The sequence below is a fragment of the Arthrobacter sp. Soil_C_49 genome, assembly GCF_057656635.1.
In genome coordinates, this window is the sequence record NZ_JBDGJZ010000004.1 from 139,900 (window position 1) to 160,869 (window position 20,970).

The following is a 20,970-nucleotide window of genomic DNA, read 5'->3' on the forward strand; positions in this document are numbered from 1 at the left end:
GGCAGGACGAGGCGGCGGAGGTCGCCGTCGGCGGAAAAGTGATGATGGTGGGCGGGCCTGTATGTCCCGGGGGTGAACTGGTACCCGTCAGGCGCGCAGCTTTGCACTTCCCCTGGAACGGCTTGCGGCAATTGCCGAAGACCCGGCGTCGAAGACCTTGCGTCCCGCGAACCAGGTCTGGCGGGTTGTGATCAGCGGGATTTCTTCGATGCCGATCTCGTAGGGATTGCCACTGAGCACGATGAAATCTGCGGATTTTCCTGGTGCCAGCGAGCCTGTCACATCATCCAGGCCCATGGCCTGGGCAGAGTTGGTGGTGTAGATCTTGATGGCTTCTGCCAGGGAGATGGCCTGTTCGGGCCAGAGGGTGCCAGGGAATTGTCCCGTTGGGTCCTTTCGGGTTACCAGGCCGTAGATTCCTTCCCAGGCGTTGGGTGAGACGCTGACCGGCCAGTCCGAGCCGCCGGCGATGCGTGCGCCCGCGTCCAGCAGGGAGCGGTTGGGCTGCATTTTCGACGCCCTTTCCGCTGGGAGGACTGCAGCGATTGCCTCCGGAATGACGCCGGGGAACCACAGCGAAGGTGAAATATCGGCTGTGACATCCAGTTCGGCAAACCGGGGGATGTCCTGTTCCTGGACGAACTGGCCGTGGGCAATGTGGTACTTCGGTTCTTTGTACCCGGCGGCGCGGACCTTCGCGACAGTGTCAAGCACGAGCCGGACGGATGCGTCCCCGGTGCAATGGATTTTCGCGGAGATCCCGCGTTCAGCCGTGCTCATGAGCCAGTGCTCAAGTTCCGCGCCAGGCATGGTAGTGCCACCGCAGTGGCATTCCGGGAAGCCGATGCCGGACAAGTACGGTTCGATGAATGCGGCCGTCCCGGCCGGCGGCACCCCGTCGAGGAAGATCTTAATGAAGTCCGGCCGGTGGTGCTCCGAACGCAGTTCCTCCCGGTGGGCGATGATGCCCTCTCCCAGCGGAGTGGTGCCGAAGATAAAGTCATTCGCCTGCATGGAGGTAACCACCCAGGCGAGCAGTCCGCCGGAGTCGTCGAGTGCCTTCAGTGCCTGCAGCAGCTGGAGGGAAGCCGCGGCGTCCTGGAATCCAGTGATGCCGTAGGAGTGGAGAATTTCGATTCCCCGCGCCGCGGCCCGGGCCAGGTCCTGAGTGGAGAGGGGCTGAAGCCGCGCCACAGTCTGCTCCACCAGGACGCCTCCGGCCTCGATCAGGACACCGGTGGCGCGCCCAGCGGCGTCCCGCATGATCTGGCCGCCCTCAGGATCGGGCGTGTCCTCGTCGATGCCGGCAAGTTCCAGCGCCCGGGAGTTTGCCCACCTGTTGTGTTTGCTGTCGTCTTTCAGGAGGGCTGGCCGTCCGCCTGTTGCGGCATCAAACCGGGCCAGGGCATTCGAGGAGTTGAGTTCGGAGAGTAGCCCCGAACCCCAGCTACCCCCGACTATCCACTGGTCCGGGGCCAAGCGTTCTGCATATTCACTGACGGCGATGAGGAGCTCATCCAGTGACTTGGTGGGGGCTTCGTTGAGTTCAAACAAGTCCATCTGCCCGGCGACCATGTGGTGGTTGTGGACATCCAGGAGTCCCGGCATGACGTAGGCGCCGTCGAGGTCGATGGTGGTAGTTCCCGGACCGGCTGCAGCTTCAGCGGCCAGACCGAATGAGTGCACCTTCCCGGCTTTGACGGCGAGCGACGTGACGCGCGGATGTTCTTGGTGCAGGGTGTCGATGACACCGTTGATCAGAAGTAGGTCAACTTGGTTGTTCATATCCTCGGCCCCTAAAGGTGTGTTGGACCACAACAGTAGGGCGCAGGACATTTTGGTGTATTGATCTTCCGTGCACTGCTCTTGGAGATCCCGGCAGGGAGGGGGACGCGTTGGCCGGGCCCCATCCAGCAGCATGGATGACTATGCCGGCGACGGCCGCAGCGTCTGAGGCAGAATTTTCGCCCAGGCTCCACAATCCAGCCGTGCCTACAGCGTCTCGGGAATCGGGCGACCCGGGAAGAGAGTGGCGTACTGCTTGCGGTACAACCTGCGCCCAAAGAGGCGGTAGCCAAGGCGGACCGGCGGGGGAATTTCCTTGAACATCTCCCTCTGGTCCGCCGGCGGATTCGTTGCGAGCACCATGCCGAGGTAGCCCACCAGGAATTTTTTGTCGAGCTGGTTGATCCCGTGCTGCGCGGCCTGTTGCATTTCCTTCTCGGTCAGCACCCGCTCGACGGCGGGCATCACCTCGGTGACTTCCCGGCGAAGGTGCACGTTGAGGACGGCCGCCAGATCTTCGTAGTGGGCGGCGAGTTCTGCGCGGGCTTCTTCGTCCGCCGACCGCATCCAGCGCAGCCGGAGCGGTTCGATGCTTTCGAGCCGTTGTGTGACCTGCCGGTGCTGTTCGAGCATCAGCCCCACGTGCAATGCGCAGGCTGGTGCCCTTTCCTTCAGCTGCGGGTACATGAGCAGGTCCTCGCCCTCGTGGTGTATGTGGAGCACCTTGTCGAAGTTCCCGAGCACTTCGCCCACGTATGCGGCGCGGGCGGTGTCTCCGGCTGCGGCCGAGCGCACCAGGCCGGGCGCCTCCCCGTAGGCCCAGAGGAAGAAGCGGTGAATGCGCCTCATGCCCGCTGTTCCGGAACACAGGATGGGTCCGGCTGGCAGCGGAGCCGCGGTCTCGCCGGGCTGCATGGTGAAGAAATCGGTCATTGGTGGGCCCCTTTGCGCTCGTTATGGCAGACCAGGACCTCTCCCCGCGAGCATCGTAACGTTTGCCCTTAATGCCACACAATGGCCCCTCCCTCCGGCGGGGATTAGGTAGGGAAATATTGCGGGTTTCTCTATCCAACGGGTGCAGGTGGGAGCAAGATGTCCCCCATGAAAAGACTTGTAACGGCTGGTTTCGCAGCGGCAATGGTGGCGTTTGGCGCAATCAACCCGGCAGTGGTGGGTAACGCGGCACCTGATCCGTCGCACGTTGCGGGGCAGATTATGGTGAAGTTCCGGGACAACGCAGCGGCGGCCGGCGTCTTGCGCCAGCACGGCCTGACCGACGGGCCTGGGATCGGGGACACCGGGGCGCACCTCATCAAGGTTCCGGCCGGCAAGGAACTCCAGCTTGTGGACGCGCTGGGCAGGAACCCCGCGGTGGAGTACGCCGAACCCGACGAAACAGTAAACCCTGCTACCGATGACCCCTTCTTCGGCAGTCAGTACGCGCTGCAGAACGTGGGCCAACCGTTCAGCAACAACAATCCGGACTATCCAATACCTGTTGCTGCTGGAAAAGCGGACGCCGATGTCGATGCCGTCGAAGCGTGGAGCTTAGCGCGGGGTAGCGGCATCAAGGTCGCCGTTCTGGATTCCGGTGTGGATCTCGATCACCCCGATATCAACCCGAAGGTGGTGGCACGCGCCAACTTCAGCGGAGCAACCACGAATGAAGACAAGTACGGCCACGGTACCCATGTGGCCGGCATCGTCGCCGCTGCACACAACAAGGAGGGAGTGGCCGGTGTTTGCCCGGATTGCACCATCCTGGCGGGCAAGGTTTTGAACGACAGCGGCGTTGGATCCAGCTCAGGCCTTGCCAGCGGGATCAACTGGGCAGTCAGCAATGGGGCCAAGGTGATCAACATGAGCATCGGGGTGCGGGCGTCGCGCACGCTGGAGACTGCCGTGAACAACGCCTGGATCAAGGGGGCGGTGCTGGTTGCCGCGGCAGGCAACGGCGCCAACCAGACCAAGATCTACCCCGCGGCGTACTCCAACGTCATCGCCGTGGGTGCCACCGACAACAATGACGTGAAAGCGACCTTCTCCACTTACGGCGCCAGTTGGGTGGACGTCGCGGCGCCTGGAGTAGCGGTCTATTCCACTTTCCCGAACCAGGACTTCGCGCTGAGGGAGCCCAATAAGAGGGCCTTAAGCTATGACATCGGGAACGGCACTTCCATGTCCTCACCGATTGTCGCTGCTACCGCCGCGCTTGTCCTGAGTAAGAACCCTGGTGCCGACCCCAAGTCAGTGCGTGAGAAGGTCGAACTTACCACGGAGAAGAAGTCCGGGCAGGAGACCTACTGGGCATATGGCAGGGTCAACGCCTGCAAAGCAGTCGGCGGGCCGTGCTGACCTGACGTTCCAGTCGGGCTCGGATCAGGACTGCAGGGACTGCATCACCGAGAGGTGGCCGGCCCGGGCGGCGATCAGGCACTTGGCCAGGTAGAACGGCTGGGTGCCGTACCTGACGTACTGGGTGAGTACCAGCACGGGATCGGACGGGCGGAGGTCCAGCAGCTTGGCGCGGCTGGGACCCACCTGGCTAAGGCTGATCTGGCACTCGCCCGGCCCGGGCAGCCGGGCCAGCTGTTTGTTGAGCGAGGCAAGCAAGGTGGTGCCGCCGTCGTCCTCTATCTCAAGGGGCGCGGCGGGGCCGGTGCCGAGGCTGACGGGCTGGGCCGAGATGTTTTCCTGCAGGTGGGCGATGGCCTCGCCGTCGCGGATCAGGACGGATTCCCAAAGCCAGGTGTCGCTGCCCGGCTCGATTCCGACGCCGGGCGCGGCGAATTCGGACGCCGGCTGGCGGACCACCTGGATGCGCTTGACCTCGAGCTGTTGTGCCGGGCCGGCGAGGACTTCCTCGAAGGGGCGGATGCGTTCGATGCCGATGCGGGGGAGTGTGTCCGATACGAAGCGCCCGACGCCGCGCCTCGCCCTGATGAGGCCGTCCTCCTCGAGCAGCATTAGGGCTTCGCGGACCACGGTGCGGCTGACTTTCATGTCGGCGCCGAGTTCGGTTTCGGTGGGGATCATGGAGCCGGGCGTGAGGAGGCCGTTGCGGATGGCCTCGGCGATCCGGGAGTACACCGCGACGCGGAGGGGTGAGCCGGGCTGGGCGGCCACCGGCTGGGACAGGAACCGGGCGGCGTCCTGGTGCACGTTATGCCTCGCTTTGCAGGTCTGGGAGATTTCCAGCCTAATGCACCGTCCAGCGCGTTTGTGCTGGTCGAGCAACCCTCAACGCGAGGTCACATATGGCCCTGTCAACGCCCCTTTTTGGGCCGTATCTGACCCCGCGTTGCGGTAAGCCGTCCGGCCTTCGACCCCCTCCCAGTGCTCCCGCAGCAGCCGGCCCACCGCAGGCGGCAGCGTGGTTTCGCGTCCCCAGCACAGAGGGGCTTTTGCTGCCAAAATGCCAAAACGTTTCTTCAAAGGGAAAGTGACGCTTGACACCTCCTGAAAGGTAGCCGTATCTTGGTGCCAAGTCGTTTTAGCAAAACGATTTTTCACCCCAAGCATTGTCTCGCCATTTCCGTTCGAGAGAAAGTGAGTCGACAGCGATGTCCACTCGAAAGATTATCAACAGGTTCGTCACCATCGGCGGCATCTGCACCGCCGTGGCACTGGCAGCCACCGGGTGCGGCGCAGGGGGCCCGTCCACCACGGGTAGCGCCGGCGCCAGCACCGTCAACGTCCTCGTCGAGGCAGGCGGTCACGCCGAACTGACCGGTGTCGCCGAACAGTGCAAAAAGGACGCCGGAGTCAACGTCAACTTCGTCGAACTGCCCTACGACGGCATGTTCAACCGCCTCTCCAGCGAATTCTCCTCCGGCAACGTCTCCTTCGACGTCGCGGCCCTGGACTCCGTCTGGCTGCCCAGCTTCAAGGACGCCGTCCAGCCCATCGATGAAATCTTCACTGACGAGGCCAAGAAGGACATCTTCCCCGCCCTCGTCAAGGAAGCGAACGTGGACGGCCACTTCATCGGCCTCCCGGCATGGACCAACGCCGAGATCATCCTCTACCGCAAGGACCTCTTCGAGGACGCCAAGAACAAGGCCGACTTCCAGGCCAAGTACGGCTACGAATTGGCCGCCCCCACCACCTGGAAGCAGTACCAGGACATCGCCGAATTCTTCACCAAGGACGGCATGTACGGCACCGACGTCAAGGGCGGCGTGGAAACCGAATGGCTCGCCCACGTCCTGCAGGCCGGCTCGCCCATGGTCCTGGACGGCGACAAGGTGGTCATCGACAACGCCGCGCACAAGGAGGCCCTGGACTTCTACGTCAGCCTGGTCAAGTCCGCTCCGTCCGGTGCCGCACAGGTTGACTGGGCCGCCGCCCAGAACCTGTTCAACCAGGGCAAGACCGCCATGACCCGCTTCTGGGCCCACGCCTACCGGCAGATCCCCAAGGATTCTCCGGTGGCCGGCAAGGTGGGTACCGCTCCCATGATCGCCGGATCCGCCGGCATCGGCGGCGTCCCGGGGCCCTGGTACCTTACCGTCCCGAAGGCAACCAAGAACGCTGATGCGGCCAAGAAGTTCATCAAGTGCGCCTATGACAACAACAGCATGGGCATCGAATCCAGCCTCGGCCTGGCCTCCCGCATCTCCGCCTTTGAGAAGTACCAGGACAAGGAAGGCTACGAAAGCTTCGGCCCGCTGATCGAAACGCTGAACGGGAAGGCGACGGCCACCCGTCCGGCGACCGAGAAGTGGCAGCAGATCGTGGACACGGTCCTGGTTCCCATGCTGCAGAAGGCCGTGGCAGGCGGTGACTCCGCCACCCTCCTCGCTGACGCCAAGAAGCAGATCGAGGACCTCGTCAAGTAAGACCCCCGCGGCCGGCACCTGCCGATACGGCACAGCAAGTCCGGTGCCGGCCGCGCCCCAACCAGCGGAAGAGAAAACCGTGCGCATCTCCGATCGCCGCTTCGCATTGTTCCTGATGACACCAGCGGCGCTGTTCCTGGCAGTGTTTGTCGCCTTCCCGCTGTTCCGCCTCGTGGCGGACAGCTTCTTCAAGATCTCACCGATCGCCGGCGGGTCCCGCGACTTCGTGGGCCTGGACAACTACGTCCGGGCCTTCGCCTCCGAAGCCTTCGTCGGCGCCGGCTGGCGGACCCTGGCCTACACCCTGGTGGTGGTCACGCTCGAATTCGCCCTCGGCCTGGGAATGGCACTGCTGTTCACCACCCTTGGCCGCAGTTCCCAGATCTGGCGGACCGTGTTTATGTACCCTCTGATGATCGCCCCCATCGTTGCAGGCCTTCTCTGGAAGTTCCTGATGATCGACAACTTCGGCCTCATCGGAACTCTCCTGCACCAGGCCGGCATCCTGTCCGACCCCAACCAGATCGGCTGGCTCTCGGACCCGAACATTGTGCTCTACTCGGTGGCCATCCCGGACATCTGGCTGACCACATCGTTTATGTGCCTGGTGCTCTTCGCCGGGCTGCAGAACATCCCGGGCGACCTGATTGAAGCGGCACGCCTCGACGGCGCACGCGCACCGGCCATGCTGTTCCGCATCATCCTGCCCCTGCTGCGGCCGGTGATCGCCGTGGCCCTCGTGGTCCGCGGCATCGACGCGGCCCGGGCGTTCGACACCATCCTCATCCAAACCAACGGCGGGCCGCAGTCCGCCTCGGAAACCATGAGCCTGCTGATCTACCGGACCATGATCCGGTTCGGGGACCCCGGATTGGCCAGCGCCATGGGCACCCTCTACCTGCTGGCCATGCTCGCCGTCGCGTTCGTTGCGGTGTCCACCATCTGGCGGCCAGGAAAGGACAACTGATGCGCGTCGCTGAAAAAACAAAGCACGACGCCGGGAAGACACCTGCAGCGCTTGCAGGACCTTCCGTGCCAACCACCGGAAGCAGCAGCGGCCGCAAGCGCCGCGGCGTCAACCGCGAAGGCCTGGAAGCGGGCCGCCGCAGCACCAGGACCCTCCTGTGGGTCCTCCTGGCCGCGGCGATGGTGCTCTACGGTTTCCCGTTCCTGTACCTGCTCTTCACATCCTTCAAGACCCCCATCGACACCATCGCGGTGCCGCCCACCATCCTCCCGCGGGAATGGACGCTGGAGAACTACACCAACGCGCTGGGCCGCAGCGGTGTAGTGGCGTCCTTCATCAACAGCATCCAGACGGCCATCATCAGCACCCTGCTGTCACTGGTGCTGGCGGTACCCGCCGCCTACGGGATCACCCGGTACAAGACCCTGAGCGGCCGGATCTTCATCATGGCTGCGCTGGTCACCCGCATGGTGCCGCCGGTGGCCATCGGCATTCCGCTGGCCTCGATGATGGCCTCCATGGGCCTGTCCGACACACCGATTGCACTGTCCATCGCGCACACCACCATTTCGCTGCCGCTCTCGATCTGGCTGATGTCCAGCTTCTTTGAAGCGGTGCCCAAGGACCTGGAGGAAGCCGCCACCGTGGACGGCTGCAGCAGGCTCGGGGCCCTGTGGCGGGTAGTGATCCCGGTGGTGTCCGGCGGCATCGCGGTCACCGCGATCTTCGCCTTCCTGGCCTCCTGGAACGAGTTCCTGTTCGCACTCCTGATGACGGCGATCCGTTCCCAGACAACGCCCGTGGTGATCGCGAACTTCCAGACCCAGTTTGGCCTGGACTGGGGATCCATGACGGCCCTGGCCGCCGTGTACTCCATCCCGGTCATCCTCCTGACCCTGCTGTTGCAGCGCAAGATCGTCGCCGGCATGACGCTCGGCGCGGTCAAGGGCTAGACCACCAATTACCAGTAGCCTACTGATGACGCCCAGGGGCATCACCGACCATAAGGACGTGGGAGACAGATGAGCAACAAGAACATCGGGATCAAGGACGTGGCCACCGCCGCCGGCGTGTCCGTGACAACCGTCTCCCACGTCCTCAATGAAGTGGCCTATGCCCGGATCAGCCCCGAAACCAGGGACAAGGTCCGGTCCGCGGCGGAACAACTGGGGTACGGTCCAAACCGCCTGGCCCAGGCCCTTCGCACCCAGAGAACAGGCATGCTGGGCCTGGTGAGCGAGGACATCGCCACCACGCCCCACGCCGGCCGGATCATCCTCGGTGCGGAGGAGGCTGCCAAAGCCCGGGGGTACAACCTCATGATCATCAACACCTCCGGCTCAGCCAGCCTCGAATCCCGGCGGGACGACGTCGAGGCCCTCCTGGAACGACGGGTGGACGGCATCCTCTACGCCACCATGTACCACCGCATCGTGGAGCTGCCGGCCAACCTCGGCAGCGTTCCCTCGGTCCTGGTGGACTCGGTGGCCGCCGGCGGAAACATCACCGCCGTCATCCCGGACGAGGAAGGCGGTGCCCGCACCGCCGTGCAGGCTTTGCTCGAGGCCGGGCACCGGCGGATCGGCTTCATCAACAACACCGACGACGTCCCCGCGACCCGCCAGCGGCTCCACGCCTTCCGGACCACGCTGGCCGAAGCAGGGCTCGACGGCGGTGCGGCGCCCGTCGAGTCCGAGGTCTCCGAGGTGCACGGCGGCTATGAGGCGGCCCGCCGGATCCTGTCGCGGGAGGACCGGCCTACGGCATTGTTCTGCTACAACGACCGGATGGCGATGGGTGCCTACCGCGCCGCTGCCGAACTGGGACTCACCATTCCCGCCGACCTCTCAGTGGTGGGCTTCGATGACCAGGAACTGATTGCCGCCAACCTCCACCCGGGCCTCTCCACCGTGGCCCTGCCCCATTACGAGATGGGTGCCTGGGCCACCGAGCACCTGATTGACGCCGTCGAGGGGAAAACCGACCTGACCCTCATGGCACTTCACCCGACCATTCTGGGCTGCCCCCTCGTGACCCGCGATTCCATCACGGCCCCGCAGCAGTAGGTATCCCGCCCTTCCACTTTCCCCCTTTCAACGTCCCAAGAGGAATGCACCACATGTCCAGTTACCTAGATGCCGCACGCCTGGAAACAGCCCCGGCGGAGACCTCCGGCTTCCGGCCTGCCATCCACTTCACGGCAAGGGACACCTGGCTGAACGATCCCAACGGCCTGGTTTTCCACGACGGCCTCTACCACCTCTTTTTCCAGAACAACCCGTACGGCAACGTCTGGGGCAACATGTCCTGGGGCCACGCCACCTCCCGCGATCTGCTGCACTGGACAGAACATCCTGTAGCCATTGCCTGCGACGAGAAAGAGGACATCTTCTCCGGCAGCGTGGTGGTGGACCACGGCAACACGTCCGGTTTCGGCACTCCGGACGCACCTGCCCTCGTAGCCATTTACACCAGCGCCTACAAGGCCGCGTCCGAGCACAACGGCACGCAGGCCCAGTCCCTGGCCTACAGCACGGACGCGGGAATGACGTGGCGCAAGTATGAAGGAAACCCCGTCCTCACCCGGAACTCCGCGCACTTCCGCGATCCCAAAGTCTTCCGCTACCAGGGGGATGCCGGCGACTACTGGGTGATGGTCGCCGTCGAAGCGCAGCACCAGACGGTGGTCCTCTACCGCTCCGAAGACCTCAAGACCTGGGAGTTCCTCAGCGACTTCGGCCCGGCCAACGCCGACGCCGGCGAATGGGAGTGCCCGGACCTCTTTCCCCTGGCGGTGGACGGGGACCCGGACAACATCAGATGGGTGTTGATCGTCAACGTCAATCCGGGGGCGGTGGCAGGCGGGTCCGGCGGCCAGTACTTCGTGGGGGACTTCGACGGCGTCCGGTTCTTTCCCGAGCCCGGTTCACTCGTGGCGCCTGCCGGGCTCAGCTCCCTCCCAGATGCCGAGGCGCGCTCGGCAGCTTTGCAGCAGTGCCTGTGGCTGGACTGGGGACGCGACTGCTACGCCTCGGTGTCCTTCAGCAATACGCCGGATGGCCGGCTCATCATCATTGGCTGGATGAACAACTGGGACTATGCCAACCAGCTGCCCACAGCCCCCTGGCGGTCCTCGATGACCCTGGCCCGCGAGGTGCGCCTCACAGCACTCAACGGGTCTGCGCGGCTGGTCCAGCAACCGGTCCTGGCCCAGCCTGGGGGAGGACTGCCTGCTTCCGAGGAGCAGCTGAACGCGGACGCCTTTGAGCTGCGGAACTCAGCCCGCCGGCTGCCGGATGCGGTGGCCGGCAGCGCACAGATCATCGAGGCGGAGATTGTGCCCGGCACCTCCGAACGTATTGACCTCCGCCTTTTTGGAAGCAGTGACGGGAGTGAGGGCACTGTTCTCAGCTACAACACCGCCAGCGCCAGGCTGGTCCTGGACCGCAGGCAATCGGGCAACACGGGCTTCCACGAAAAGTTTCCATCCGTGGAGTCAGCCCCGCTGGTACTTGAGGACGGGCTGCTCAAGCTGCAGATCGTCGTCGACCATTGCTCGGTGGAGGTGTTCGCGCAGGGCGGCAAGGTGGTCCTGACGGACCTCATCTTCCCTGAAATCGAAGACCGGGAGAACTGGCTCTCGGCTGAGGGCGGCCCGGCAACAATACTGAAGCTGTCTGTCTCAACACTTACCTGATCCCGGTTCTGACCAACTCCATGAAAGGTCCGAAGAATGCCACCAGTCCAAGTCCCCGGCGATGACCCCACACCCGGCCTTGACGTCCTTGTGGTGGGTGAAGCGCTCATGGACATCGTGGTCTCTTCCGGCGGCACGGTGGAGCACCCCGGCGGATCACCCGCAAATGTTGCCTATGGGCTCGGGCGGCTGGGTGTGGACACGGCGTTGTTGACGTCGATCGGCGACGACCACCACGGTGCCGCTATCGAGAAGCACCTTCACAGCGCCGGTGTTAATCTCCTGCCGGGTTCCAAGGGCAGCGGCGCAACCGCGACAGCCACTGCCACGCTGGCGTCCGACGGTTCAGCCCAATACGACTTTGACATCCGGTGGGACCTCCCGCGGACCGCTCCGGCCGCCCTGCCCAAAATCCTGCACACCGGCTCGATCGCCACGTTTTTGGCGCCGGGGGCCGCAGTGGTGAGGGAACTTCTCGAGCAGTCACACCGGCGCTGCGTGGTCACCTACGACCCCAACATCCGCCCAGCACTGCTCGGCAGCCAGTTCGAGGCAAGAACCATCTTCGAGGAACTCGTCCCGTTCACGGAAGTAGTGAAACTCAGCGACGAGGACGCAGAGTGGCTCTATCCGCGGCTGTCCGTGGAGGATATCCCCCAGCGCATCCTCGAACTCGGAGCCGGACTCGTCGCCGTCACCGGGGGAGCGGAGGGATCGCTGCTTACAACCCGCGCCGCGCAGGTGGCCGTTCCCTCGGTCACGTCTGCCGTGGTGGACACCATCGGGGCCGGCGACTCGTATATGTCTGCCCTGATCTACGGACTCCTGATGCGCGGAACAGACGGGCTGGCGCCGTCCGTGCTGGAATCACTGGGCCGCATGGCAGCCAAAGCAGCCGCGATCACGGTGCGCCGGCCGGGCGCCAACCCTCCAACATTGGAGGAACTGCAGGCTGACCTCCCTGAGCACCAGCCGGTGGCCCAGTGAAACCTGCTGAAGCGAAACCTGGTGCAGCGACGTCGGACAACGAAAGGGAACAACCCATGCCAAGCAACAACTGCTACGACGTGACGACGTGGCCCGTCGGCAATCCGTACGAGGACGTCGGCGAAGTCATCAACAGCATCATCGCTGACGTCAAGGAACGGCAGGCCGACGCCGATGCGAACCAGGGTGGAAAGCCCGGCGCGGTGATCTACATTCCGCCGGGGGACTACCGCCTCCGTACGCAGGTGGCGATCGATATCAGCTTCCTGAGGATCGAGGGCTCGGGGCACGGCTTCACGTCGTCGAGCATCCGTTTCAACGTGCCCGAAGACGAATGGCCCGACCTGCACGAGCTGTGGCCCGGCGGGAGCCGGATTCTCGTGGACATTCCCCTGGGCGAAGGCGCGGAGGAATCGAAGGGAGCCGCCTTCTACGTTGAGCGGAGCGGGAGCCCGAGGATCAGCTCGCTGGAGTTCTCCAACTTCTGCATCGACGGGCTGCACTTCAGGCCGGACGGCTCGGCGCTGCCTGCGGAGAACACGTACGTCAACGGCAAGACCGGAATCTATGTGGCGAGCGCCAATGACTCCTTCCGCGTGACTGACATGGGGTTCGTTTACCTGGAAAACGCCCTCACCATCTACCACGCCGACGCGCTGTCGATCCACGGCAACTTCATCGCTGAGTGCGGAAGCTGCATCGAACTGCGCGGGTGGGGCCAGGCATCAAAGATCACCGACAACCTGGTGGGAGCCGGCTTCAAAGGCCACTCGATCTACGCCCAGAACCATGGCGGCCTGCTGATCACCGCGAACAACGTCTTCCCCCGTGGTGCGAGCAGCGTCCATCTCGAGGGCGTCACGCGGTCCAGCGTCACCAACAACCGCCTGCATTCGTTCTACCCGGGCATGGTGATGCTCGCCGCGAACAGTTCCGAAAACCTGGTGGCCACGAACCACTTCCTGCGTGACCACGAGCCGTGGACGCCCTTTTTCGGCGTGGACAACGGACTGGACGACCTCACCGGCCTTCTCTGTGTCAGCGGCAGCAACAACTCGGTCATCGGCAACCACTTCTCCGAGGTCATCGACTCCCGGAGCATCCGACCGGCAGGTGCAACGCCAGTCATCATCCGGCTGACGGCGGGGACAGGGAACTTCGTCTCCAGCAACCACGTCGTGGCGATGGACGTTGACTCCGCGTCAAGCGACTCCTGCTTCGAAGCCCAGGTGGACGCCCTCCTGACCACCGGAGCGTCGGCAGGCCTTGCCGTCACGGCCGTGATGGTGGACTCCGAATCGACCCGGAATACCATCCTCGATTCCGGCACTGACGCCCAGGTGAGCGCGAACCGGGCCGTCAATGCCTTGCGGCCCACCCCCACGGTCGGTGCGGCGGCGGTACAGGTGCACGCGGCCCAGTAAAACGATGAGGCACTAGCCCCGGAACGGGTATGGCCCCGGCAACAGCTGTAGCTGCGGCCGGGGCCATACTCATCTCTGTGCAACCGGCGGGTTACCGCCAGGAAAGACTTAGGCGCGTGCCTTGGTGTGGCCCTTCGTGAGGATCACGGCCAGGGCGATCATTCCCACGCCAAGCAGCAGGTGCAGGATGTTGTCGAAGCCGTTCAGTGGCACGAAGTTGCCCGCGGAATCCTGGGGGATCACCAGGCCGTAGACGAAGAGGACCAGGTAGATGACCCCGCCGTAAAGCAGGAATGAACGGGCGCCCGCGGCAGACCTTGCCAGGGCGATGCCCGCTGCGCCGAAGAGCAGGTGGACGATGTTGTGCAGGACTGAGACCTGGAAGAGGCCCAGCAGCAGGGCCTCGGAGTGGTGGCCGGCTAAGCCCAGCTGGTCGTGGTTCGCTGTGATGCCCGGTACGAAGCCAAGGATGCCGACCAGCAGGAACACCGCCCCCACAACCATCGATGCCTTTTGGACGTTGGTGCGTGCTGCCATGCCGGTGCTGGTGTGTGTTGCCATGGTGGCCTCCTGAATGCGATATGTGTTGATGGGCTGCCGGTCCGGCAGCCCAAAGGGGTATGCCAGCTATTCGCGGGACGTCGCATTGAGGATGGGTTGTTGCAGGAAATTTCCTGCCGGGAGCCAGCAAGGCGGCAGGCCGCTAACGCATCACGGCCCAGCCTGATTGGGAGGGGAGGCGACGGCAAGGCCAGCCTCAACGGCCGCGGCCAGCAGTTCGACGTTATAGGCAACCAACACATCGGCTTGCAGCCGGATAGCGGTGGCAGTTCGCGATGGGGAATTGTTGTCCTGGCTGCCTCCGTAGCAAGTTGGGGCTACGGAGGAGGCCCGTAAGGGCTAGAGGTAGTCCGCGGCCCGCTCCCGCGCGATTTCCAGAAGCGTGGAGTGGAAGGCGACCTCGGCTGGGGCATAGACCTTGTCCTGGCGCTGTGCCAGGAGGATCCGCCGCAGGGGTGCCGCGGCGCCCAGGCTGAGTACCCTGACGTCGGGATGCTGGAGTGACACGGCGGTTTTGGGCACCATGGCCACGCCCATCCCGACGCTCACCATCGCCTGCGCTTCCTGGTAATCGTTGGCCAGGAACCCGATGGTCGGTTCGAAGCCGGCGTCGTGGGCGGAACGCTGCAGGACTTCGACTACCGGGTGGGCCTCCGCCCGGACGATCCACGACTCGTTGCGCAGGTCCTCCATGCTGACCTCTTCCCGGCCTGCCAGTTTGTGGCCTCGGGCCACGAGGATCACCGTGCTCTCCTGGAAAACCTCGGTGACGCGGATGGACTCGTCCTCAAAGCGGTTCCAGGGATAGTCCCAGAGCAGGCACAGCCCTGTGACGCCGGATTCCAGGTCCGCCACGAGCTCGTCGAAGCGGGCGCTGCGAAGGGAAAGTCCGATGGCGGGGTAGCGCTTCTTGAAGGTCCGGATGACGATGGGCAGGAAGGATCCGGCCAGCGTGGGGAAGGTGCCGACGGTCAGGGAGCCGCGCTTCAGCCCGGCGATCTCGCCGAGGTCGGACTGGGCGGCCTTCATCTGGCGGACGATCTTGCGGGCGTGACCGGCGAGTACCTGCCCGGCCTCAGTGGGCACCACCCCGCGGGAGCGTCGGTTGAGCAACGGCTGCCCCACTTCCTGCTCGAGCTTTCGCAGCTGCTGGGAGACGGCTGAGGGTGTGTACATCATCAGTTCGGCCGCCGCAGTGATCGATCCCTGCTCCACCACTTCCAGAAGCAGGGCAAGCCGGCGGATATCGAACAGGGGCTGCTCTTCTTCATTAAGCATCCGTTCGCCTCTCTGTTCTATTCGTTCATTCACTGCACGGTCACCGTAAAGACGGGCACTTCAGGATACGTGGGCCGGCTGCCTAAGAGCAGAAGTAGGGTCTGTAGCCTTTTCACCCCACTGATTGAAGCAATGCTACATGCCCTTTCAACTATCCAACATTGTCCTAAAGTGTGATCTGGCTCAACCTTTTCGTAGGCCCTCAACAGTTTTGAGGGGAAGGAGAGGTGGAAGTCGATGAAGATCGAAGCGGAATGGATGCGTGGAGGCACCAGCAAGTGCTGGGTGTTCGAAGCGGAGCATCTCCAGGAGGGTGGTGCCAGCCTTGATGTGCTGCTGCCACGGCTGTTCGGAAGTCCGGACCCGCGCCAGATTGACGGCGTGGGCGGGGCCACCTCCACTACCAGCAAAGCGATCATCCTGCACCGGCCCGCCGGCGGGGACATCGACGTCGAATACACCTTCGCCCAGGTAGGAATCGAAGAAGCCGGCGTGGACTGGGGCAGCAACTGCGGCAACGGCTCCGCAGTGGTGGGCCTGTACGCGATCGAGAAGGGCTGGGTTGTACCTACCGGAGACGTCACCCGGATCGTCACCCGCAACACCAACACCAACCAGGTGATCGTCCAGCGCCTGCCCACCCCTGATGGCGCCCTGCCGGTCATCCCGGAAGGACAGATGCCCGGCGTTCCGTTCCCCGGTTACCCGGTGGGCCTCGGCTTCCAGGACCCGGCCGGCAAGACCACCGGTTCCCTGCTTCCCACCGGCGCCGCGACGGACAGCATTACCGCCGGCGGTAACAGCTGGACGGTTTCAATGGTCGACGCCGGAGCACCAGTTGTGATGGTCCGGGCCGAGGAGCTGGGCCTGGACCCTGCCCGCTACGAGACGTGGCGGGCAGGTGTTGAGCTGCAGCTCGACACCCTTGAACAGATCCGTCGCCAGGCAGCCGTGCGGATGGGCCTGGCTCCCACCCCCGCCGACGCTGCCAGGGCCATCCCCAAGCTCGCCATCGTGGCCGCGCCTGCCGAAGCTGAAGCAGGCGCCGACATCAACGTCATGATGCTCTCCATGGGCAGGCCGCACCCGGCGCTGGCCATCACCGGCAGCATCGCCCTGACACTGGCCGCCCGCACCCCGGGCACCGTGCTGCACACCATCACGGGCGGCGCTCCCGGAGCCACCCTGCGGCTGCAGACCCCCGCCGGCGTGATTGAAACCTGGAGCGAGGAGCACGGCGGAAGCCTGCTCGTCGGCGTCGACCGCACTGCCCGCACCATCGCCACCACCATCATCCACCTCCCCGAGGTTTCCGGCAGCGCTGCACCTGCCGTCCTCGCGGGCGCCACTCAATGAGGAGTAAGCCATGACCAAAACAGCCCAACGCCCCACTGACATTCTTGAGGAGACCCGGGACGAACAGTCACCGCGTCCCAACCGCCGCCGCCGTATCCTACTGATGGCGGTAGCCGGCCTGACTATCCTGGGCCTGGCTGCCCTCGTGCTGGGGGGTGGCATCCTCAACCCGGGGGCCGCCACGGACCCGGAGCACACCATGACAGCCGTACAAATCATCCCGCTCGTTATCCTCGTGGTGATGTTCGTCGTCGCCACCAAATGGCCGCTGAACATCGGCGTGATGGGGCTGGTAGCCTCGTTCGGCGTCGGCTATTTCATGCTGGGGATGACGGACAAGCAGATCCTGGAGGAATTCCCGGCCAGCATCGTCCTGACCATCATTGGCGTCACCTACTTCTTCAGCATGGCCCAGCGGAACGGCACCATCAACATCATCGTCCAGAGCTGCGTCCGCCTGGTCCGGGGCAAAACGATGCTGCTGCCCTGGGTCTTCTTCCTGATCGCCGCCGCGCTCACCTCGCTGGGCACCTTCTCGCCCGCCGCCGTCGCCCTGCTGGCACCGGCCGCCCTTGGTTTCGCCTACGAATCCCGCATCCACCCTGTTGTGATGGGTGCATTCATCATCAACGGCGCCCACGCCGGCGGCTTTTCCCCGCTGTCCGTGGCCGGCGTGCTGGTGCACAACATCGCCGTTGAAAACGGGTTCCCCATCTCTCAGGGCGCACTCTTCATTGCCAGCTTCGCGCTGAACCTCATCCTTTCCGTCCTGACCATCGTGCTTTTCGGCCTCCTGGGCAAACTGCGCGACGGCGAAGGCGGCCAGCTTGCCGACGTGGACACCACCAGCACCGGCCGCCCGCACGGCCAGCAGATCTTCACCCTGGTCCTGATCGCCGCGATGCTTGTCTGCACCCTGGGCTTCCACATGCCCATCGGTTTCGTGGCCCTGTCTGCCGGGCTCCTGCTCGCCTTCATCAACATCAAGGAACACCAGACGTTCATCGGTGGCGTCTCCTGGTCCACCGTCCTTCTGGTGGCGGGCATGATCACCTACGTCTCACTCCTGCAGCACGTGGGCGTCATCGACACCCTTGCTGAACAGGCCCTGGCACTCGGTGCGCCCCTGCTCGTGGCACTGGTCCTCTGCTACGTGATCGGCGTCGGTTCGGCTTTTGCTTCCTCCACCGCCCTGCTGACCGCGTTCATCCCGCTGGCCGGTCCGCTGCTGGCCACCAGCAGCCTGAGCGCCTCCGGCACCGTGGCCGCCCTGGCCATCGCCGCCACCGTGGTGGATGTTTCGCCCTTCTCCACCGACGGTGCCCTGGTGGTTGCCAACGCCCGCGAGAACGACAGGCAGCGCGTCTACAAGCAGCTCATGATGTACGCCGGCGGCGTGGTGCTGGTTGCTCCGGCCCTGGCCTGGGCCCTGCTGGTACCTACGGGCATCATGTAGCAAACCCCTCACCCGAGATGGCGCTTTGCGGCAGTGTTTCCCCACACTGCCGCGAAGTGCCATTTTTTGGTGTAGCCAGGGCGTAGAGGCCCGGAAGGCCGGTAAGAATGCCGTTGTGGTAATCCGTCCGCCAAAACTCCTGTAGGGTTGATCCTGTTGTTGTGTTTATGCAGTTGGTAGTTCAGGCAGTACGCGCGGTCGAAAGTCCGCGTTCTTCTGAAGTAGCGGTTTTGAACACCCCACACCGGAGGACCCGAAAGTCGGGACTTTTCCTCCACCTTCACGAAGGACAAAAATAATGGCTACTGGTACCGTCAAATGGTTTAACGCTGAAAAGGGCTTCGGCTTCATTTCCCCCGATGACTCCTCACAGGATGTTTTCGCACACTACTCTGCGATCAACTCCAACGGCTTCCGCTCACTCGAAGAGAACCAGAAGGTTTCCTTCGAAACCGAGCAGGGCCCCAAGGGTCCCCAGGCCACCAACATCCAGGCTCTCTAATTTCTTAGGGAAACTGGGGCCTCTGGGTTTCATTTTTTTAGCAGGGCCGGTCACTGACCGGCCCTGCTTTTGTTTAACCCGGTCGTGCCACAAAGGCCCAGCCGCTTCCCCTAAGCCTTAGCGGCGTGCACTCCGGCTGACCAGCGCACCGGCAAGCGAAAGAGCCAGCACTGCTGCCAGCGCGGACAGGGAAGGATTGACCCAGGCGGGGACAATGTCATAAGCCGCATCGCACCTGTTGTGCAGCGGGAAGTACGGACTCCCGTCGCGTGGATGCAGCAGGCGGAAGTTGCGGTCCAGTGCGTGGCCCGCCGCCTGGCAGATGTCATCCAGGTCTTTGCTCGAGGCCGTAGCGAACTGGGTGACGAACAGCATCACCATCAGTAGGCCTGAGATTAAGGCCGTCCGGATCCATACCCGGCCTGCTTTGAGTTGCTGTTGCATCGGCCCCACCCCTTGGCACGCCGTTACCAGCGCAGCCGTTATTGCTTGTGGTCCGTTTCATCAACCAGGTGCCTCAACGATAGTCGTGCTGCCCGCGGAATTCATCGAAAAATTGGCTCAAGATCCTGGCCGGCCGCAATCCGGACTCAAGGAAGGGGTCATAACGTACACCTAGCGCAGCCCCATGGCGTTCCGGACCTCATCCAGAATGTGGTGCATAGCGGCCTCGGCGGCAACAGCGTCCCCGCCGGCCACGGCCGCAGCCACATCTTCGTGTGCCTGGAGCGCTTCGTTCCGTGGCTTGAACGGCATCAGCCCCTGCTTGGTCCGGCTGGTCAGCACCTCGGCCACCATGCCTTCGAGGGCAAGGAACATTTCGTTGCCGCAGCTCTCAAGCAGCAGGCAGTGGAACTCGATGTCCGCCGCCAGGAATGCCTCAAGCTCCCCGGCCTCGCCCAGCCGGCGCAGATCGGCGGCAAGGGACGTCAGCCTGGCCCGTTCGGCGGCGCTTGCCCTCCGCGCTGCCCCGGCTGCGGCAATGGGTTCGACGGCGATGCGCAGCTCCGTGAGGCTGCTGTACTGGATCTCCCGCCGGTCCGAGGCGAGCCGCCAGCGCACCAGCTTGGGATCGAAGACATTCCAGAACCGGCGCTCCTGCACCACGATGCCCACCCGGCGCCGCGAGTACACCAGGTTCATGGATTCGAGGACCTTCATGGTGTCCCGTGCCACGGTCCGCGAAATACCGTACTCCTGCTGCAGGCCTTCCAGCGTGAGCCGGCTTCCGGGGGGAAGATCGCCGGAGGCGATTGCTACGCCGAGCGCCTCGACAACGCGTCCCTGCATGGCGGGGGCGGTCCCGCCGTCGCCCGCGTTGTCCTGGTCCTGTGGTGTCGCCGTCGACATCTTCCTGCCTTCCTCCGCACGCCCGGCGTGCGACTACCAGCCTACCGAAAATGACGCAAAGGTATGACTTGTGACACGAATAGATAGTATCTATCAGCCGAAAAGGTGATACCTTATCTCCAGCGCGTTTCCTCTCCGGGATGCGCGACGAGCGTTCTTCCCTAAGCCAATGGCGTCTTCTTCGGAGGTAAAACATGCAGTATCCCGCCACGCACCTGGTGGTCATGGGTGTCGCCGGTTCCGGCAAATCCACCATCGCGGCAGCTCTTTCCCGCCAGCTCGGCTGGGCCTGCGCCGAAGCGGATGAGTTCCACCCGCAGGCCAACATCCAGAAAATGAGCCAGGGCACCCCGCTGCAGGACGAGGACCGCTGGCCCTGGTTGCAGGAAATCGAAAACTGGATGACCGCCCAGGCCCATGAAGGCAAGAGCACAGTCCTCACCTGTTCCGCCCTCAAGCAGAGCTACCGCCAGTTGCTGTCCCAGGCTGAGGGCCGCGTTCTTTTCCTTCACCTCCACGGCGAAGCGGACCTGATCGGCCAGCGCATGCAGGGCCGCGAAGGCCACTTCATGCCGCCCACGCTCCTGCCCAGCCAACTGGCCACCCTTGAGCCGCTGAGCGAGGAAGAGCTCGCCGCCGGAAGCCTCCGGCTGGACATCTCCAGGTCGCCGGAAGAGCTGGTCAAAACCATCATCACGGCTCTGCAGCTCCCCGCAAGCCAGGCCTCCTAAGCCTTCCCAGAATCCCCAACAATCCTGTTTCAAAG

19 protein-coding genes are annotated in these 20,970 nt (G+C 64.0%); 12 read left to right on the top strand and 7 right to left on the bottom strand.

The features are described from left to right. Positions 1-87: 87 nt before the first annotated feature. A complete protein-coding gene (locus AC3A4Z_RS08830; RefSeq protein WP_498711252.1) occupies positions 88-1,785 on the bottom strand; it encodes an amidohydrolase in 1,698 nt (565 codons plus the stop codon). 207 nt (positions 1,786-1,992) lie between these two features. After that, positions 1,993-2,718, bottom strand: a complete 726-nt coding sequence (locus AC3A4Z_RS08835; RefSeq protein ID WP_498711253.1) for a hemerythrin domain-containing protein — start codon at positions 2,716-2,718, stop codon at positions 1,993-1,995. A gap of 168 nt (positions 2,719-2,886) precedes the next feature. Here AC3A4Z_RS08835 and AC3A4Z_RS08840 point away from each other — a divergent pair, with 168 nt between their 5' ends. Further along, positions 2,887-4,140 carry a S8 family peptidase gene (locus AC3A4Z_RS08840; RefSeq protein WP_498711254.1) on the top strand — a complete coding sequence of 418 codons (1,254 nt, stop codon included), beginning with the start codon at positions 2,887-2,889 and terminating at the stop codon, positions 4,138-4,140. Between the two features lie 24 nt (positions 4,141-4,164). Here the strand turns inward: AC3A4Z_RS08840 and AC3A4Z_RS08845 are convergent, their stop codons facing one another. Further along, on the bottom strand, positions 4,165-4,947 hold the full coding sequence (locus AC3A4Z_RS08845) for a GntR family transcriptional regulator (RefSeq protein WP_498711255.1): 783 nt from the start codon (positions 4,945-4,947) through the stop codon (positions 4,165-4,167). A 401-nt stretch (positions 4,948-5,348) separates the two neighbouring features. Between AC3A4Z_RS08845 and AC3A4Z_RS08850 the strand changes: the two genes are divergently transcribed. The 7 genes from AC3A4Z_RS08850 (at position 5,349) to AC3A4Z_RS08880 (ending at position 13,701) form a co-directional block, all read left to right on the top strand. Further along, the gene (locus tag AC3A4Z_RS08850) at positions 5,349-6,626 is read left to right on the top strand and encodes an ABC transporter substrate-binding protein (RefSeq protein WP_498711256.1); all 1,278 of its coding nucleotides are present in this window, start codon (positions 5,349-5,351) and stop codon (positions 6,624-6,626) included. A gap of 79 nt (positions 6,627-6,705) precedes the next feature. Then, entirely contained in the window at positions 6,706-7,593 is an 888-nt protein-coding gene (locus tag AC3A4Z_RS08855) for a carbohydrate ABC transporter permease (protein ID WP_498711257.1), read from the top strand. After that, complete coding sequence (locus tag AC3A4Z_RS08860; protein WP_498711258.1) at positions 7,593-8,546, top strand: carbohydrate ABC transporter permease; 954 nt, start codon at positions 7,593-7,595, stop codon at positions 8,544-8,546. The genes AC3A4Z_RS08855 and AC3A4Z_RS08860 overlap by 1 nt, the downstream gene beginning before the upstream one ends. 69 nt (positions 8,547-8,615) lie before the next feature. Continuing rightward, positions 8,616-9,659 carry a LacI family DNA-binding transcriptional regulator gene (locus AC3A4Z_RS08865; RefSeq protein WP_498711259.1) on the top strand — a complete coding sequence of 348 codons (1,044 nt, stop codon included), beginning with the start codon at positions 8,616-8,618 and terminating at the stop codon, positions 9,657-9,659. A 53-nt stretch (positions 9,660-9,712) separates the two neighbouring features. After that, positions 9,713-11,290, top strand: coding sequence for a glycoside hydrolase family 32 protein (locus AC3A4Z_RS08870; RefSeq protein WP_498711260.1), 1,578 nt, complete (start codon positions 9,713-9,715; stop codon positions 11,288-11,290). Between the two features lie 36 nt (positions 11,291-11,326). Then, positions 11,327-12,277, top strand: coding sequence for a carbohydrate kinase family protein (locus AC3A4Z_RS08875; RefSeq protein WP_498711261.1), 951 nt, complete (start codon positions 11,327-11,329; stop codon positions 12,275-12,277). A gap of 56 nt (positions 12,278-12,333) precedes the next feature. Continuing rightward, positions 12,334-13,701 carry a right-handed parallel beta-helix repeat-containing protein gene (locus AC3A4Z_RS08880; RefSeq protein WP_498711262.1) on the top strand — a complete coding sequence of 456 codons (1,368 nt, stop codon included), beginning with the start codon at positions 12,334-12,336 and terminating at the stop codon, positions 13,699-13,701. Between the two features lie 108 nt (positions 13,702-13,809). On the opposite strand, the gene AC3A4Z_RS08885 is transcribed toward AC3A4Z_RS08880, so the two are convergent. Next, positions 13,810-14,262: a DUF4383 domain-containing protein gene (locus AC3A4Z_RS08885; protein ID WP_498711263.1), complete on the bottom strand. Its 453-nt coding sequence runs from the start codon at positions 14,260-14,262 to the stop codon at positions 13,810-13,812. Positions 14,263-14,601: 339 nt separating this feature from the next. Next, positions 14,602-15,540 (bottom strand): LysR family transcriptional regulator, encoded by a 939-nt coding sequence (locus AC3A4Z_RS08890; RefSeq protein ID WP_498711264.1) that lies wholly within the window; start codon positions 15,538-15,540, stop codon positions 14,602-14,604. Positions 15,541-15,777: 237 nt separating this feature from the next. On the opposite strand from AC3A4Z_RS08890, the gene AC3A4Z_RS08895 reads away from it, so the two are divergent. From AC3A4Z_RS08895 to AC3A4Z_RS08905, 3 genes are all read left to right on the top strand, one after another. Then, positions 15,778-16,896 (top strand): PrpF domain-containing protein, encoded by a 1,119-nt coding sequence (locus AC3A4Z_RS08895; RefSeq protein ID WP_498711265.1) that lies wholly within the window; start codon positions 15,778-15,780, stop codon positions 16,894-16,896. Positions 16,897-16,906: 10 nt separating this feature from the next. Then, positions 16,907-18,352 carry an SLC13 family permease gene (locus AC3A4Z_RS08900; protein ID WP_493970270.1) on the top strand — a complete coding sequence of 482 codons (1,446 nt, stop codon included), beginning with the start codon at positions 16,907-16,909 and terminating at the stop codon, positions 18,350-18,352. 298 nt (positions 18,353-18,650) lie between these two features. Continuing rightward, positions 18,651-18,854 (top strand): cold-shock protein, encoded by a 204-nt coding sequence (locus AC3A4Z_RS08905; protein WP_050056011.1) that lies wholly within the window; start codon positions 18,651-18,653, stop codon positions 18,852-18,854. Positions 18,855-18,971: 117 nt separating this feature from the next. On the opposite strand, the gene AC3A4Z_RS08910 is transcribed toward AC3A4Z_RS08905, so the two are convergent. Both AC3A4Z_RS08910 and AC3A4Z_RS08915 read right to left on the bottom strand, forming a co-directional pair. Continuing rightward, complete coding sequence (locus AC3A4Z_RS08910) at positions 18,972-19,298, bottom strand: hypothetical protein (RefSeq protein ID WP_498711266.1); 327 nt, start codon at positions 19,296-19,298, stop codon at positions 18,972-18,974. 171 nt (positions 19,299-19,469) lie between these two features. Beyond that, positions 19,470-20,204, bottom strand: a complete 735-nt coding sequence (locus AC3A4Z_RS08915; RefSeq protein ID WP_498711267.1) for a FadR/GntR family transcriptional regulator — start codon at positions 20,202-20,204, stop codon at positions 19,470-19,472. Between the two features lie 194 nt (positions 20,205-20,398). On the opposite strand from AC3A4Z_RS08915, the gene AC3A4Z_RS08920 reads away from it, so the two are divergent. Next, positions 20,399-20,935 carry a gluconokinase gene (locus AC3A4Z_RS08920; RefSeq protein ID WP_498711268.1) on the top strand — a complete coding sequence of 179 codons (537 nt, stop codon included), beginning with the start codon at positions 20,399-20,401 and terminating at the stop codon, positions 20,933-20,935. The last annotated feature ends 35 nt before the right edge of the window (positions 20,936-20,970 follow it).